The sequence below is a fragment of the Actinokineospora terrae genome (assembly GCF_900111175.1).
Taxonomy (GTDB): Bacteria; Actinomycetota; Actinomycetes; order Mycobacteriales; family Pseudonocardiaceae; genus Actinokineospora; species Actinokineospora terrae.
In genome coordinates this window covers 1-15962 of record NZ_FOGI01000021.1, presented here as the reverse complement: position 1 = coordinate 15962, position 15962 = coordinate 1, and the positions used below count along the sequence as shown (strand labels likewise).

At 69.0% G+C, this 15962-nt stretch carries 11 protein-coding genes; 8 read left to right on the top strand and 3 right to left on the bottom strand.

The window, feature by feature from the left end; all coding sequences use genetic code 11:
* Nucleotides 1-5: 5 nt before the first annotated feature.
* Both BMY07_RS32280 and BMY07_RS32275 read left to right on the top strand, forming a co-directional pair.
* On the top strand, nt 6-386 hold the full coding sequence (locus tag BMY07_RS32280) for a response regulator transcription factor (protein WP_092786941.1): 381 nt from the start codon (nt 6-8) through the stop codon (nt 384-386).
* Nucleotides 387-396: 10 nt separating this feature from the next.
* Entirely contained in the window at nt 397-3264 is a 2868-nt protein-coding gene (locus BMY07_RS32275) for a hybrid sensor histidine kinase/response regulator (RefSeq protein ID WP_092786939.1), read from the top strand.
* Between the two features lies 1 nt (nt 3265).
* Here the strand turns inward: BMY07_RS32275 and BMY07_RS32270 are convergent, their stop codons facing one another.
* Entirely contained in the window at nt 3266-3910 is a 645-nt protein-coding gene (locus tag BMY07_RS32270; RefSeq protein WP_092786937.1) for a response regulator transcription factor, read from the bottom strand.
* Nucleotides 3911-4154: 244 nt separating this feature from the next.
* On the opposite strand from BMY07_RS32270, the gene BMY07_RS32265 reads away from it, so the two are divergent.
* Nucleotides 4155-4832: a CpaE/TadZ family protein gene (locus BMY07_RS32265; protein WP_177215927.1), complete on the top strand. Its 678-nt coding sequence runs from the start codon at nt 4155-4157 to the stop codon at nt 4830-4832.
* A gap of 732 nt (nt 4833-5564) precedes the next feature.
* Here the strand turns inward: BMY07_RS32265 and BMY07_RS32260 are convergent.
* Complete coding sequence (locus BMY07_RS32260) at nt 5565-7121, bottom strand: methyl-accepting chemotaxis protein (RefSeq protein WP_245782785.1); 1557 nt, start codon at nt 7119-7121, stop codon at nt 5565-5567.
* A gap of 285 nt (nt 7122-7406) precedes the next feature.
* Here BMY07_RS32260 and BMY07_RS32255 point away from each other — a divergent pair, with 285 nt between their 5' ends.
* From BMY07_RS32255 to BMY07_RS32235, 5 genes are all read left to right on the top strand, one after another.
* Nucleotides 7407-7991, top strand: coding sequence for a CalY family protein (locus tag BMY07_RS32255; protein WP_245782786.1), 585 nt, complete (start codon nt 7407-7409; stop codon nt 7989-7991).
* A gap of 41 nt (nt 7992-8032) precedes the next feature.
* Entirely contained in the window at nt 8033-11410 is a 3378-nt protein-coding gene (locus tag BMY07_RS32250) for a signal peptidase I (protein WP_177215926.1), read from the top strand.
* Between the two features lie 145 nt (nt 11411-11555).
* The gene (locus tag BMY07_RS32245) at nt 11556-14159 is read left to right on the top strand and encodes an EndoU domain-containing protein (RefSeq protein WP_092786927.1); all 2604 of its coding nucleotides are present in this window, start codon (nt 11556-11558) and stop codon (nt 14157-14159) included.
* Nucleotides 14156-14677, top strand: a complete 522-nt coding sequence (locus BMY07_RS32240; RefSeq protein ID WP_143073747.1) for a hypothetical protein — start codon at nt 14156-14158, stop codon at nt 14675-14677. The genes BMY07_RS32245 and BMY07_RS32240 overlap by 4 nt, the downstream gene beginning before the upstream one ends.
* 80 nt (nt 14678-14757) lie before the next feature.
* Nucleotides 14758-15390: a peroxiredoxin gene (locus BMY07_RS32235; protein WP_092786923.1), complete on the top strand. Its 633-nt coding sequence runs from the start codon at nt 14758-14760 to the stop codon at nt 15388-15390.
* A gap of 283 nt (nt 15391-15673) precedes the next feature.
* Here the strand turns inward: BMY07_RS32235 and BMY07_RS32225 are convergent.
* Nucleotides 15674-15962 (bottom strand): IS30 family transposase (locus BMY07_RS32225; RefSeq protein WP_245782784.1); only part of this gene is annotated, 289 nt, incomplete at its 5' end.

The window sequence follows — 15962 nt, the reverse complement described above, 5'->3', positions numbered from 1 at the left end:
ACGCCGTGACGCGGATCGTCGTCGCAGAGGACGACCCGGACCTGCGTGACCTGCTCGAGTTCAAGCTCGTGCAGGCCGGGTACGAGGTCACCGCCGTGAGCACCGGTCGCGAGGCACTCGACGAGGCCGAGGCCGCGCAGCTGTTCCTGCTCGACGTGACCCTGCCGGACATGACCGGCCTGCAGGTGTGCTCCCGGCTGCGCGCCGAGGTCGCCACCAGGGACACCCCGGTGGTGCTGCTGACCGGGCACACCCAGGAGGCCGATGTCGAGGCGGGCAGGTTGAGCGGGGCGAGTGACTACATCTTCAAGCCGTTCAGCCCGCGCGACCTCGTCGACCGCATCGGCGCGCTGCTGACCGCCGGCGGCGAACCGCCGGGTCGGTGATGTCGAGCCGATGACGACGGACAACCCCGCGGGCGAGGTGGACGAGCTGTTCGCGGTGCCAAGGCCGATCCCGACCCCGGAGCAGGAGTCGGAGCCGCCCCGGCGCGCCCCGCTGTGGCGGTGGACGGTGGGGCGGCTGCTCACCGCCGGGTACCTGCTGGCCATCGGCGGTCTCCTCGCGGTCGGCGTCAACTCCTACGTCCGCATCGACACCCTGCTCGACGCCAGGGTGCCCATCGAGCGCAGCCACACCGTGCTCGCCCAGATCTCGCTGTTGTGGCAGCAGATCCAGGACGCCGAGCGGGGACAGCGCGGGTTCCTCATCGGCGGCGACGAGCAGTACCTCGCCCCGTACTCCGCCGCGGTGCTCAACATCGCCGACACCGAGGCGAGGCTGGGCGGGCTGCTCGCCGCCGACGGCTACATGACCCAGCTGTACGAGGCGCTGGGACCGGTGGTGGCCGACAAGCTCGACGAGCTCGCGGAGACCATAGAGCTGCGCCGCAGCCAGGGCGTCGAGGCGGCCGTGGAGCTGGTGTCGACCGGTCGCGGCGTGCGGGACATGGCCGCCGTGGAGGACATCCTCGGCAACATGCGCGAGCACGAGGAGGAACTGCTCGCGGTGAACCAGCAGGTCGTCACCGACAGCGGCGAGGCGACCCAGGAGCTGATCGCCCTGGTCACCATCGGAGTGGGCGCGCTGGCCGCGGTCGGCGCGATCTGGGTGACGCGCAAGGTCACCAAGCCGATAAAGCGGGTGACGGAGGCGGCCAGGCACGTGTCGCGCGGGGACACCGCGCAGCGGGCCGCCATAGGGGGTCCGCTGGAACTCGAGCAGATGGCGATCGCGGTCAACACCTCCACCGAGGCGATGGTCGCGGCCAGGGACCAAGCGGTCGCCGCGGGCAAGGCGAAGGCCGCGTTCCTGGCCACCATGAGCCACGAGATCCGCACCCCGATGAACGCGGTGATCGGCATGACCGGCCTGCTGCTCGACACCGACCTGACCGTCGAGCAGCTGGAACTGGTCCGGATCGTGCGCGACAGCGGCGACGCGCTGCTCGCGGTGATCAACGAGATCCTGGACTACTCCAAGATCGAGGCGGGCGAGCTGGAACTGGAGGACGCCTCGTTCCACATCACCGACGTGGTCGACAGCGCGCTCGCCCTGGTCGCGGTGCCCGCGGGGGACAAGGAACTGGAACTGATCGGCTACGTCGACGCGTCCTGCCCGCCGGTGCTGCGCGGCGACGTGACCCGGCTGCGGCAGATCTTCCTCAACCTGATCGGCAACGCGGTCAAGTTCACCCCGCGCGGCGAGGTCGCGATCAACGTGCACGCCGAGCCGGTGGGCGACGGCGACCAGGTGCTGCTGCGGGCCGCGGTCAGCGACACCGGCATCGGCATCCCGCCCGAGCACATCGGCCGGTTGTTCCAGTCGTTCAGCCAGGTCGACGCCTCCACCACCCGCCGCTTCGGCGGCACCGGCCTCGGCCTGGCGATCAGCCACCGGCTGGCGCGCGCCATGGGCGGCGACATCACCGTGGTCAGCACCCCGGGCATCGGGTCCAGGTTCACCGTCACCGCCGTGCTGCGGATCTCGCCGCAGACCGACCAGGACCGCGAGCCGGGCTGGTCGGCGCTGACCGGCAAGAACGCGCTGGTGGTCGACGACAACGACACCAACCGCGAGGTGCTGCGCGCCCAGCTGACGGACATGGGCATGCACTCCACCGAGGTCGCCTCCGGGCCGGAGGCGCTCGACCTGGTCCGCTCGGGGCAGCGGTTCGACGTGGCGCTGCTCGACATGCTGATGCCGGAGATGGACGGTGCCGAACTGGCCGCCGCCCTGCGGCTGCTGCCCGAGAGCGAGCGGTTGCCGCTGATGCTGCTGAGCAGCGTCACCCAGCCGCTGTCCACCGAGCAGCGGGCGATGTTCGAGGCGGTGCTGACCAAGCCGGTGCGGGTGACCGTCCTGCGCACCACCCTGACCCGCATCCTGGGCGCGGTCGAGGCCACCCCCGAGAACCTCAAGCTGCCCGCGCCGCTGCCCGACAGCGGCGCGCTGCGCATCCTGGTCGCCGAGGACAACCTGGTGAACCAGAAGGTCGCCCAGCTCATGCTCACCAAGCTCGGCTACCGCGCCGACATGGTGTCCAACGGCCGCGAGGCGGTGCAGGCGGTCCGGCTGCGCCCCTACGACGTGGTGCTGATGGACGTCCGGATGCCGATCATGGACGGCCTGGAGGCCACCCAGATCATCCGCTCCGACCTGCCCCCGGACCGCCAGCCGCACATCGTGGCGATGACCGCGAGCGTGCTGGTGGAGGACGCCAACGCCTGCATGGCCGCAGGCATGGACGACTACCTCGCCAAACCGGTCCGTCCGACCGACCTGGCCGAGGTGCTGGGCAAACTGACCGCCAAGATCCCGCACGCCCGCACCGAGCCCGATCCGACCCCGAAGGCGGGGCAGGCGCCGTCCCGGCCGGTGGCCGACCACGACGACCGCACCGCCGCCCTGCACGCGCGGCTCGACGAGCTGACCGGCCCGCAGCCCAGCACCGAGGAACGCGACTTCATGGCGCGGCTGCTCACCTCGTTCGCCGAGAAGACCGCCCCGGCGATCGACGCGCTGGAACAGGCGCTGCGCGCCGGTGACGTCGAGGAGGTGACCACGCAGGCGCACACGCTCAAGGGCTCGGCGGCGAACATCGGGGCCGCGGTGCTCGCCGACCTGCTGCTGGACATCGAGCACCGGGCCAGGGAGGGCACCTTGCCGGACGCGGCGTCGGCGATCGGTCCGGTCCGCCGGGAGTTGGAGCTGGTGGTCCCGGCGATCACCGGCCTGGTGTCGACCCTGACCGCGAAGGCCTGACCTACGAGCCGGGGGTGGGCTCGTAGTCGATGAGGCCGGTGCGCAGCGCGGTCACCAGGGCTTGGGCGCGGCTGGAGGCGCCGAGCTTGTCGTAGAGCCGGGCGACGTAGGTCTTGGCGGTCGACTTGCTGATGTGGATGCTGCCCGCGATCTCGGGGATCGACATGCCGTCGCGCAGCAGGGTCAGCACCTGGCGTTCGCGGGGGGACAGGGCGAACCTGGTCTCCTGCTCGCGGCGGCGGGTCAGCGCGTCGAGCAGCCCGGTCGCGGTGAACGAGGTGGCGGCCACGGCGGCGTGCCGGATGGCGCCGAGGACCTCGACCACCGGGGCGGTCTTCACCACGAACGCCGAGGCGCCGTGGTCGAGGGCGCGGAAGAGCACGTCGTCGGTGTCCAGCGAGGTCATGACCACGATGCCCAGGTGCGCGTAGCGGTCCCGCAAGGCCCGGACCAGCGCAAGTCCGCTGCCGTCGGCCAGCTCGACGTCGATCACGACCACGTCCGGGCGCGCGCGCTCCACCAGCTCGGCGGCCTCGACGGCGGACCCGGTCTCGCCGACCACCTCGACGTCGGGGTGCGCGCCCGCGAGCATCGACAACCCGTACCGGGTCAGGGTGTCGCTGTCGATCACGACGGTGCGAATCACCAGGCTCCACCTTTCCGTCACCCATATGGGCGATGACATAGGTGACTGTCGGTTTACCCCCGGCCAGGGTTACAGGAACCTGAAAAATGTGTGCCAACCTGACCCCGGCCGCCGGGGCATAACAGAAATTGCAGGTCCAGACGTTATGTCGGACGGCGGACCGACGGAGGTCGACCGGTTGCCCGCTGCCGCGCACCGGGTCGCACAGGCCACGCTCTGTGACAACGAGAGCGGAGGTCCACCGGTGGACGCACGGATAGTCACCATCGTCGGGGCGCGGGCGGGCGCGGGCGCGTCGACCGTCGCGGCCAACCTGGCCGTGGCCCTCGCCCGCTCCGGCTCCGGCCCCGTCTGCCTGGTCGACCTGGACTTCACCGCGGGTGACATCGCCACCATGTTCGATGCCGAGGTCGACGAGGGCGGCGTCCCCGAGGCCCACGTCGCCACCCGCCTCAGCCGAGGCCTCTACGCCATCCTCGCCCCCACCATCCTCGGCGACCCCGGCCGCCTCCCCGAACGCGTCGTCAGCGAACTGCTCGCCTCCCTCTCCACCATGTACGCCCACGTCGTCGTGGACGCCCCGGCCGCGGTCAACAAGCACGTGGTGACCGCCCTGGAGTACGCCCACCGCCAGATCCTGGTCACCACCCCGGAGCGCCCCGCCCTACGCGCCCTCGGCCGCTACCAGGACATGCTCGACACCCTCGGCCACGACCGCCGCCTCCGCTCGATCGTCGTCAACCGGGCGCATCCTGACAACGGCATCCCTGCTCTGGAGGTGGAACAGGCTGCCCGTACTCCTATTGCTGCTTGGCTTCCTGCCACTCCGGACGTGCCGCACTCGATCAATACGGGCCAACCTCTGGCCGCGGTCGATCCGGATCATCCATTCAGTCAGGCGGTTCAGGGGCTTGCTCGTTAGGGCTGGGTTGTCCACATGGGGGCGAGTGGTCCACAGGGGCGAGGTTCACTCTGAGGGGTGCGGTGTGCGCGCCACTAGGCTGTATATCGGGGGCTTCTGTGGGGGTTTGATCTTGAGCTGGGGGTAGGCGGCTCTCGGTCTCGGCTGCGCCGTCGACGGTGGACGCTCGCCTTCGGCATTGGCCGGGGCGCGAGTTTCGAGCTGTGCTCGATGCGGCGAACTCGTTTTGCGCGGGGCCCCTACGACACCCGGGCAGAACCACAAAGCAGGGGCCCAAAAGCAGGCCCTGCTGCGTGAGCGACGCTACGGGTGCCGTCCCCCCACACAAAACAAGTCCGCCCCATCGAGCCGGCTTGGCACCAGCGACTCCGAGGAGCGGTTTCGGGCCAACGTCGTAGAGGGGCGCGTTGGGGCCAACGTCTGAGAGGGGCGGGTGGTTGGCCAACGTCGTAGAAGGGCGCGTTGGGGCCAACGTCTGAGAGGGGCGGGTGGTTGGCCAACGTCGTAGAGGGGCGCGATGGGGCCAACGTTCGTGAGGGCCGGGTGGTTGGCCAACGTCTGGGAGGGCAGGGTAGAGCTGGGGGCGGTGAGGCGTTGCGTGGGATGGAGTCCACTGTGGACTGGTGGCCTCGCTCGAACCAATGACCGCGATGCCGGTGAGGAACTCCGGCATCGCGGTCGTGGGGAGTGATTGGTGCCCGCCAGACCCCCAGGGACTGGCGGGCACCGGGTTCAGAGTTGGAACTTGGCTACGGTGGCGTGCATCTCGCCGCTCATCTGGGCCAGTTCCGTTGCCGCCAGTTGCCAGTGGTGGACGCCTGCGGTGGTGGTGCTGGTGGCGGTGGCGACGCCGGTGATGTTGGTGCTGATGGCTCGGCTGCTGGAGGCGGCCTCGGCGAGGTTGCGGTTCATCTCGTTGGTGGTGGCGGTCTGCTCCTCGACCGCGGCGGCGATGACGATCTGGAAGTCGCTGATGCGGCCGACGGTGCTGACGATCTCGCCGATGGCGGAGATGGCGTTGGCGGTGTCGGACTGGATGGCCTCGACGCGGGCGATGATGTCCTCGGTGGCCTTGGCGGTCTCCTGGGCGAGGTCCTTGACCTCACCGGCGACGACGGCGAAGCCCTTGCCCGCGTCCCCGGCCCGCGCGGCCTCGATGGTCGCGTTGAGCGCCAGCAGGTTGGTCTGCTCGGCGATCGAGGTGATCGCCTTGACGACGTTGCCGATCTCCGAGGAGGACACGCCGAGCTTGGCGACGGTCTGGTTGGTCTGCTCGGCGACGGTGACGGCCTTGCTGGCGACGTCGGCGGCCTCGCTGGCGTTGTTGGCGATCTGGCGGATCGACTCGCCCATCTCGGTGCCGCCGGTGGCGACGGTGTCGACGTTCTGCAGCACCTGGGCGGCGGCGTCGGTGACGGCGCCGGCCTGGGTGCTGGCGTCGTTGGCCGATGCCGCGATCTCGGTGGAGACCCGCGAGAGCTCCTCCGAGGCGGTGGCCAGCGACCCGGCGTGCTGCGACAGCCCGGTGACGGTGCTGCGCAGGGACTCGATGGTGCTGTCCACGGCGGCGCCGACCTGGCCGATCTCGTCGGTGGTGCGCAGCCCGACCCGGCTGGTCAGGTCCCCGTCCTCGACCTTGCGCAGGGTCCGCACGACCGAGGCCAGCGGCCGCACGACCGAGCGGGTGGCCCACACGCTGAGCACGACGGCCAGCAGCAGCGCGACGCCGAGGGTGGCGGCGAGCACCCAGCTGCCGGTCTCCTGCGAGCTGTCGGCCTCGGCCTTGAGCGCTTCCATCCTGGCGTCGATGGACTTGGTCAGCTCGGCGGTCACCTTGAGGATGTCGCCGTAGGCAGCCGAGGCCTCGCCGCCGTTGATGCTGTCCATGGCCTGCACGCGGCTGGCCTGGGTGTCGGCCTTCAGCCAGTCCATGATCTTGGTGTCCCAGGCGAAGAAGTCGTCCCACGCCGGGCGCAGCTTGGCGAACTGGGCCTTCTCCGCGTCGGTCATCGCGGCGACGTGCGTGGCCTCGATGTTCGCGTAGACGGTGTCCTTGGCCTTGAGCTCGGCGGTCCGGTTGTACCCGTCGGGCCCGGTGGCGAAGGCGATGCCGTAGGCACCGGCGTCGGACACTACGAGCGCCTGCCAGCCGGTGACGTCAGCGGCGTCGTACTTGATGAGGTCCACGTCGTCCTGGACTTGGCGCAGGGTGTCCAACCGGTTGCTGATGTCGTCCTGCTTGGACAGACCCCACCACCCGGCGCACGCCGCGAACACGATGAACAACACCAGTACAGCGAAAGATCCGCCCAGCCTTGTGCCTACCTTGGCCCTGCCGAGGATCATCCCTGCCGCCTTCCGGTCGTCCACCGTGGACTTCTGTACCTGGTCTGCGCCGAGATCGACCGCCCCTGAGCCGACCTGAGCAAGACCCGAAAGTGGCGGCGGTCACGCCCTGTAACTCTCGCCCGGCACCGTCGTGCACCCGAAGTAGCAACCACCTCGCAACTGAACCGCCTAATCGGGGCAGGTCCATCAGCCGACAGTGGGGGAAAGACAGGAGGGTGAGTGACGATGCAGGTCAAGAAGAACAGGACCGGGCTCAAGGCCGCGGCGGTGGTGGCTACTGGCCTGGTCGCCAGCGCCCTGGTCATCTGGTTCAGCAGCTACGCGGCCTTCACCGCGTCCACGACCAACAGCGGCAACTCGTTCAACTCGGGTTCGGTGTCCATCACCGACGACGACTCGAACGGCGTGCTCTTCAACGTGTCCGGCCTCAAGCCGGGTGACACCGGGTCGAAGTGCATCGAGGTGACGTTCACCGGCAACGTGGCCTCGTCGGTCAAGCTCTACACGACCGCGGCCTCTTACACCGGCACGCTCGGTCCGTACCTCGACTTCGTGGTCCGACAGGGCACCGGTGGCACGTACGCCGACTGCACCGGGTTCGTCGCCGATGGTGGTGGCCCGCTGCACAACGGCACGTTGGCCACGTTCTCCTCGGGTTACACGAACTTCGGCAACGGTATCGGCAGCTGGACGCCGTCTACCAACGGCACCAAGAAGACCTACCAGTTCACCTACACGTTGCAGGACAACAACAGCGCGCAGAACAAGAGCGCAGGCATCGGGTTCACCTGGGAAGCGCAGAGCACCTGATAGGCGAGAGAAGCGCTCGGTAGCGAGCGATGGAGGACACCGTGAACGCCAGGAACGCCAAGCGATTGCTGGGCTCAGTGCCCGCGGTCGCGGCGTTCCTGGCGCAAGCGGTGTTGTCCACGTTGGTGTGGCTGCTCGCGTGGTGCGTGCTGCCCTACATCGTGTCCTGGCACTCCTACGTGGTGCTGTCGGGATCGATGGCGCCCTCCATCCACTCCGGTGACGTTGTCGTCGTCGGGTCGCTGCTCACCGACCACCCCGCCCCCGGCGCGGTCATCGCCTTCCACGACCCCGCCCACGAGGGGCGCACGCTCATGCACCGGGTCCTCAAGGTCAACGAGGACCAGACCCTGGTCACCAAGGGCGACGCCAACCCCGACTCCGACAGCACCCCCGTCGCCGAGGACGACGTCCTCGGGCAGGGCAGGCTGCGCGTGCCGTGGGTAGGGCTACCGAGCTATTGGGTGCAAACGCAGAACTGGACCGCGCTCGGCGAGGCCGTCTTCGGTCTCATAGGCCTACTTGTCCTCGCTTTGCGTCGTCCGGGCGACCTTGATCCGCCACCGACAGAGCCACCTCGTGCAGGTAAGCACCGGATGCCGTCCGACGTCAGCTCTACCCGACGTCGGACGGATAGGCGCGTCTCCGCCGCGGCGACCCTGGGTGTCGTCGTGGCCATGGTCCTCGAGTCCGGCGGGTTCGCCATGTTCACCGCCACCGGCGGGAACGCGGGCAACGCGCTCGGGACGGCGGCCACCTTCCCCACGTACTCGGCGTCGGTCATCGGTGACAGCCCGACGTTCTACCACCGGCAGGACGAGAGCGCGTCGTCCGCGGCGACCAGCACGGCGACCGACTCGTCGGGCAACAGCCGTCCCGGTCAGTACAACGCGGCCACCAATGGCCCTTACACCTACTGGCGTTTCGACGACGCTAGCGGCACCGCGGCATCGGACAGCTCCGGTGGCGCTAACCAGGGCACCCTTCTGAACGGCCCTACCTGGTCGACAGGGTTGACCGGCTCCGCGATCACCTTCGACGGCGTCAACGACCGTGTCGTGGGCACGGGGCCGTCCACCGTGAGCGACACCAGCTTCAGCGTGTCGTTGTGGGTGCGGACGAGCTCTGCCGCGGCGAACGCGATCGCGATCACGCAGCCGGGTGTCAACCACAACGCGTGGTACGTCTACACCTGGGGTAGCCGCTACCGCTTCGGCATGCCCAGGTCGGACAACTCCAGCGCGACCGAGGATTACCTGAACTCCACGTCCGTGGTCGCGGCCAACACGTGGACGCACATCGTCGGGGTCTACGACGACCCCAACAACGTCATCCGCCTCTACGTCAACGGCACTCTGGAGGCGACCGGATCCCGGGCCGACGCTTACGAGTGGCGCGGTACCGGCGCGCTTACGGCCGCTGGCGTGCAGATCAACGGGACCTGGCAGTACCCGTGGGCAGGTTCCATTGACGACGTGCGCGTCTACTCACGTGTCCTAGGCGCTAGCGAGATCTCCGGCATCATCGGCGCCGCAACCGCCCCCAACGCGGCTTACGCCTTCGAGCAGTCCGGCTCCGTGCTGACCGACTCCGGTCCTTACGGCTACAACGGCACCATCACCGGCCCAACCTGGAACACGGTGGGCCGCCTTGGCCGTTCGCTCACCTTCGACGGGATCGACGACTACGTCTCCGCGTCGTACTTCAGCCTGCGCACCGACAGCAGCTTCACCGCGTCCGCGTGGATGTACATCAGTAGCTCGGGTGGAGTTGACAGGACAATTCTGTCCAAAGACAGCCAAGCCAACAGTGCGTTCTACCTGAGCTACATAGCCTCTACAGGCAAGTTCGCCTTCACCATGCCCGCTTCGGATACCAACGGGGCCTCCACCGTGCGGGCCTCTAGCGTGAACCCCGCCATCGCCAACACGTGGATGTGGATCGTGGGGGTGTGGGACGCGGCCGCGAGCCAGATGAGGCTCTACGTCAACGGCACGCTGGAGGCCACCGTGAGCCGCTCAGGTGGCTGGAACGGCAACGGGTCCATATCCATCGGCCGCGGCCAGCGCAACGGCTCTTACGTCGAGTACTGGCCCGGGCGCATCGACGAGGTGGCTCTCTACAACCGAGTGCTCAGCACCGCGGACGTCGAAGACCTCTACACGCGGCCGACGATGGACTGGCAGTTCAACGACAACCTCGCGTCCACGGCGTCCGACTCCTCCGGCAACGGCAACTACGGCACGATGAACGCCGTGCAATGGACCGACTCCGGCTACGAAGGCACAGGGGGCATCTACAACGGCTCCAGTAGCTGGACGGTAAGCCAAACGGCGCCGATTCGTACCGACGCCAGTTTCACCGTGTCCGCTTGGGCCTACTTGACGACGTCGTCGCAAGACCGCGCGGTGGTGTCCCAACAGGGCACGGTCGGTAGCGCGTTCATGCTGGGAGCTGACATCGCGTCGGTGAAGTGGGCCTTCCGCATGCCGCGAACCGACACCAGTTCGCCGACCTACGACACCGTCTACAGCACCGCTGATATAGTCCAGAACCGTTGGTACCACCTGGTCGGTGTGTTCTACGCGGGATCCGAGTTGATGCGCCTCTATGTCGACGGTGTCCTACAGGGCGGCGCGACGCACTCGGTGACGTGGAACGCGACCAACCCGCTACAAGTGGGACGCGCGTTGCGCAGCGGCAGTCAGATGGACTACTTCAACGGCGTCATCGACAAGGTCCGCGCGATCCAGGCGAGCCTGTCGACCGCGCAGGTGCAGAACCTCTACAACGCCGGTGCCCCCGCTCCGGACCCGTTGCCGGTCGCGGGCGCGCTCTCACCCATGAACGCCGCCCAACCCGGTGCGCTGCAAGGCGCGCAACAAGGGCAGAGTGCCAGTACGGCGACCGCGTTCAACGGAACGACGAACGCGACCAACCTGACCTCGTTCGCGAACCCGACGACTTTCACCGTCGAGTCGTGGTTCAAGGTCAGCGGTACCGCTGGCGGTCTCATCGCGGGGTTCTTCGACACGGTCAGTGTTAGCAGCACGGCCAGGGACAGAGTGGTCTACCTCGACAACACCGGACGGGTGACGTTCGGCGTCAACCCGGCAGGCGGTATCAAATCGATCAACTCGGTGTCGTCGTATAACGACGGGACCTGGCACCACGTCGCCGCGAGCCTCGGTGCAGGCGGGATGAAGCTCTATGTCGACGGGTTGCTGGTCGCGCAGGACGCGACGACCACCACGGCGCAGAACTACACCGGGTACTGGCGGTGGGGTGGCGGGATTCTGACCGCTTACCCCAACAGGCCTGCCAGCGACTACATCATCGGCAGCCTTGACGAGTACGCCGTGTTCGCCACCCAACTCAGTGACGCCCAGATCCGCAGGCACTTCCACGCCAACCACTGACCCCGGGCCGCTGGGCCGACCGGGCTGTCCAGACTGTGCCAGTCGGACAGTTTCGGCGACCCCGGCGAAAAATGTCGGTGCGGGAGTGCAGAATGCCGTACACGGGCATTCTCAGTGCCCGGGGACCGGATTCGGGGGTCTGGTGATGGGGAGCGATCTGTCGGTGGGGCAGGGCGTGCCGGTGGACGGGCGGGCCAAGAGCCGTCGCGCGCCGCTGGGCGTCGTCGTGCTGGCCGTGCTGGCCGTGGTCCTGGTGGCGGTGTCCACCGGGCCGAACGTCGTGGTGGGCAGAGCGGGTGAGGTCCCCGCCGCCGACCTCGGCGCGACCGCGCTCGCCCAACTGGCCCGGCTCGACGACCTGCGCCTGCGCGGCACCCTCGACACCGATGGCGGCGTGGGGCTCGGCATCGACCTGGTCGCGCTCGCGAGCGGGGAGACCACCGCGACCGTCACCGATGGCGCCGGCGGTGTCGCCACCTTCGTCGCCGTGGACGACAAGGTCGTCGTCAACGCCAACAACGCCTGGTGGCTCAACACCGTCCCGGTCTACGCCCACCAGATCGGCGGCAAGTGGGTCAAGGCCACCGAGGAGATGGGCTTCCCGATCGGGATGCTCACCGCGCTGTCCGGCAAGCGGTTGCGCGAACTGGTCACCGGCGACGACTGGACCGCCGAGCCGACCGTGTACGTCGACGGCACCCCGGCGGTGGCGCTGTCACCGCGCGGCTCGCCGTGGACGGTCTACCTGTCGAGCGAGGGCGGCACCCGGCTGCTCGGCATCGGCGGACCACTGGCGGCGACCGGCGAGAAGCTGCTCGGCCAACCCGGGGGGCAGGCGAGCAACTTCCCGTACGCGCTCGTCAGCACCAGCGGCGTGGACGACCCGTGCAGGCAACGCACCGACCGCGCGCTCACCGACGCCAAGCAGCAGGCCGTGACCGCCCCCGCCCCGCCGCCGATGCCCGAGGTCGGCCACGGCCCGGACATCTCGGTGACCCTGGTGCCCACCGGGACCTGCATGACCCCGTCCTGCCCGACCCCGGTCGACATCCGCAACGCGGGCGACGAGGTCGCGACCGGCATGGTCTCGGTGTTCTCCACCAGCGGCGGCGGGGGAGCGCTGCCGATCACCGTTGGCCCGATGCAGTCGGTCCAGCAGGTCTTCCAGGTCATCAACCCGGCCTCCACCTGCACCCAGACCTGCACCCGCCCGTACACCGTCACCGCCTTCGCCCAGCTCACGGGCATCGCCGGACCGGACCTCGACACCGGGAAGCGGCTGCACGACCGCGGCGTCGACCCGAACCGCCCGGTACCGACCAGGCCCGAGGTCGCCGGGCCGGACGTCAACTCCGTCATCGACAAGCTCGCCACCCCCGGGCCCGCCGTCGCCGGGTTCGCCAAGCAGGACGACCCGCTGCTCGACGACGTCATCGCGCTGGTCCAGAACTCCGGCGACGCGCGGCTGCTCAGCCTGCTCACGGTCCTGGCCAGGCACCCCGCGATCGCCGTCGCCCCCGACGCGCCCAGCCCTGCCATCGCGCTCGCCAAGGCCGCGGTGAAGGGCAAGGGCGCCGAGCGGTTGGCGGCGCGGCAGGCGCTGTCGCTGCTCGCCGGGCTGGCGCAAGAGGGCGGCCGGGCGCCGAACACGCTGCGGGTGGACAAGGGGCTGCTGGTCGACACCCAGGCCAAGCGCGTCTACTCGATCGCCTCGGTCACCAACCCCGAGGACCGCGACAGGCGGGTGTACGACGCCGCGGACAAGGCGCTCACGGCGTTCGCCGGGATCGACACCACCGGCCTGGCCAAGGTCCTCGTGCTCGACTTCGGCGACTCGTTCCCCGCCTACGGGCAGGTGCAGCGCAACGTCCTCGTAGACCAACTCAGCCTGCACGACGCGGGCGGCAAGCGGCTGGTCGACCTGCTGCGCGGCGCCAGCGGCGAACCGGTCGTCGCGGAGCTGGTGGTCGCCAACAAGCTGACCCGCGAGCACGTGCCCGAGGGCCGGTACGTCTTCAGCACCGACGACCTGCGCGCGCTCGTGCACCAGCGCCCCGCGACCGCGCCGACGAGGAAGCCGACCGGCAGGGACCTCGTCTACACCACACCCAACCTCGAACACATGCTCCAGGGCGACCCGTACGACCCGGCCAACCCCGGCAAGCAGAACCGGGGCGGCCACGGCGCGGGCATGGGGGCGCCCGGCAAGACCGAGTTCCCGAAGGCGTGGACGGTCGACGACATCAAGGCCGCCATCCAACAGGTCGTCGACCAGGGCAAGACCTTCGACAAGAACGGCGATCCGACCGACAGCCCGCGCAGCGATCGCAACCACATGAACGCGCAGGTGTGGTCGTGGCGCTTCGTGGGCAAGGCGACCGTGAAGGGGATAACAGTCGGACTCGACCTCTACGTCTACCAAGACGGGGTCTTCCGCAACGGCTATCCCGACATCCGCGGGAACAAGATCCTCGACCGGGACAAGGTGCACGTCGACAAGTCGGAAACCCTCGACGATCAAGCGATCTTCAAGAACCCGGACGCACCACCCGCGGCGCCCCAGGTCACCGGCGCCAGGACATTCCCGCCGCGGTACAACCGGGATAGCGATACCTGGGAGTACCCGGCGGTAGGACAAGACGGGAGACCGGCGGTGGACCAGTCCGGGAAACCGGTCGTCTACACGACCGACAACGCCGGTGCCCTGGCGCCCGGGTCGCCGGTGCCCGTGCTGGGGTGCTGGCCGTGACCGCGTGGGTGACCGTGCTGCGCAGGCTCGCGGGGCGCCTGCCGGACGACGAACTGGCGGGCCTGCGGTCGACCCTGGGCGCGGGGGAGTTCGAGGACCTGGAGCGGTCGCTGCTGTTCGCCCTGGCCGACCACGGGGTGGGCATCGACGAGGTCGAGCGCGCGCTGCTGGTCGAGGAGGGCGTCCGAGTGGACAGCCCGGTGATCGCGGACCTACCGCCGCCCGCGCCCGCCGACGTCCGGTTCCAACCGGAGCCCACGGCGTCCACAGTGGATGACAAGGTGCTGGCAGGCGCCGCGTCGTTCCCGGTCGTCCGGGTGCTACGGGCCAGGCGGCTCGCGGGGGACAAGCTGCTCTACGTCGTCGAACTGTCCGGTGGCAGCGTGCCGACCGCGCAGGCCGCCCTGCACTGGGGTCTCGGCGGCGCGCTGCTGGAGGCCGTGCTCGACGGCGAGGACCTGCCTCCCTACCAGGCGGCGGCCCGCGCGGCCGGGATCGCGGTGGCAACTGTGATCTGAACCGGTTTCCTGCCCACCGCGCGCCCCCGTCCCTAGACTCGCGGGCGAATTGTCCCGACATAGGAGAAGAGGACCCGCTGGTGGCTCTCCAACTGGGTGATACCGCACCGGACTTCCAGGCCGACACCACGGCCGGGCCGATCGAGTTCCGCGCGTGGAAGCAGGGCTCGTGGGCGGTGCTGTTCAGCCACCCCGCCGACTTCACCCCGGTGTGCACGACCGAGCTCGGCCGCGTCGCCCAGCTCAGCGCCGAGTGGGCGGCCCGCGGCACCAAGCCGATCGCCCTGTCGGTCGACTCCGTCGCCGACCACGCCAAGTGGGTTCCGGACATCAACGAGGTCAACGGCACCACCGTCGACTACCCGATCATCGCCGACCCCGACAAGGCCGTCGCCCAGCTCTACGGGATGATCCACCCCAACGAGGGCGACACCTCCTCGGTCCGCGTCGTCTACATCATCGACCCCGCCGACAAGGTCCGCCTCACCCTCACCTACCCCAAGAGCGTCGGCCGCAACTTCGACGAGATCCTCCGCGCCCTCGACGCCCTCCAACTCACCGACCGCGCCGCCGTCTCCACCCCCGTCGACTGGCGCGCGGGCGACCGCGTCATCGTGCCGCCGACCGTGTCGACGGACGACGCCCGCGCGAAGTTCGGCGAGGTGGACGAGGTTCGGCCGTATTTGAGGTTCGTGCAGGCTCCTCAGGGGTGAGCACTGGCTTTTCGCGAGGCGGTGGCGGGGATTCCTGCCACCGCCTTTGTGCTGTCTTGGGAGTTGTCCACAGGGTGGTTGCTCGCTGTGCTCGGATTGTCGGTGGCTCTCGGTAGGCTGTATATCGGGGGCTGCTTTGGGCGGTTTGATCTTGGGCTGGGAGTGGCGGCTCTCGGTCTCGGCTGCGCCGTCGACGGTGAACGGCTCGCCTTCGGCATTGCGGTGGGGCGCGAGTTTCGAGCTTTGCTCGATGCGGCGAACTCGTTTTGCGCGGGGCTTGGTTTCAGGTGATGGGTGCGCCACCGTGGTTGATCAGTAGTTCGTTCATCTTCTCGGTGGTCGCTGCCTCGTTGAGGGTCATGCGGGGTCGTCCGTTGAGTTGGCGGGCGACGTGGTCGAGGTGGGCTTGGGAGTGGACCGACAGGTCGGTGCCTTTGGGGAAGTATTGGCGCAGGAGTCCGTTGGTGTTCTCGTTGGTTCCGCGCTGCCAGGGCGAATGTGGGTCGCAGAAGTAGACGGGTATCCCGGTGGTGACGGTGAACTTCGCGTGGTCCGCCATTTCGCTGCCCTGG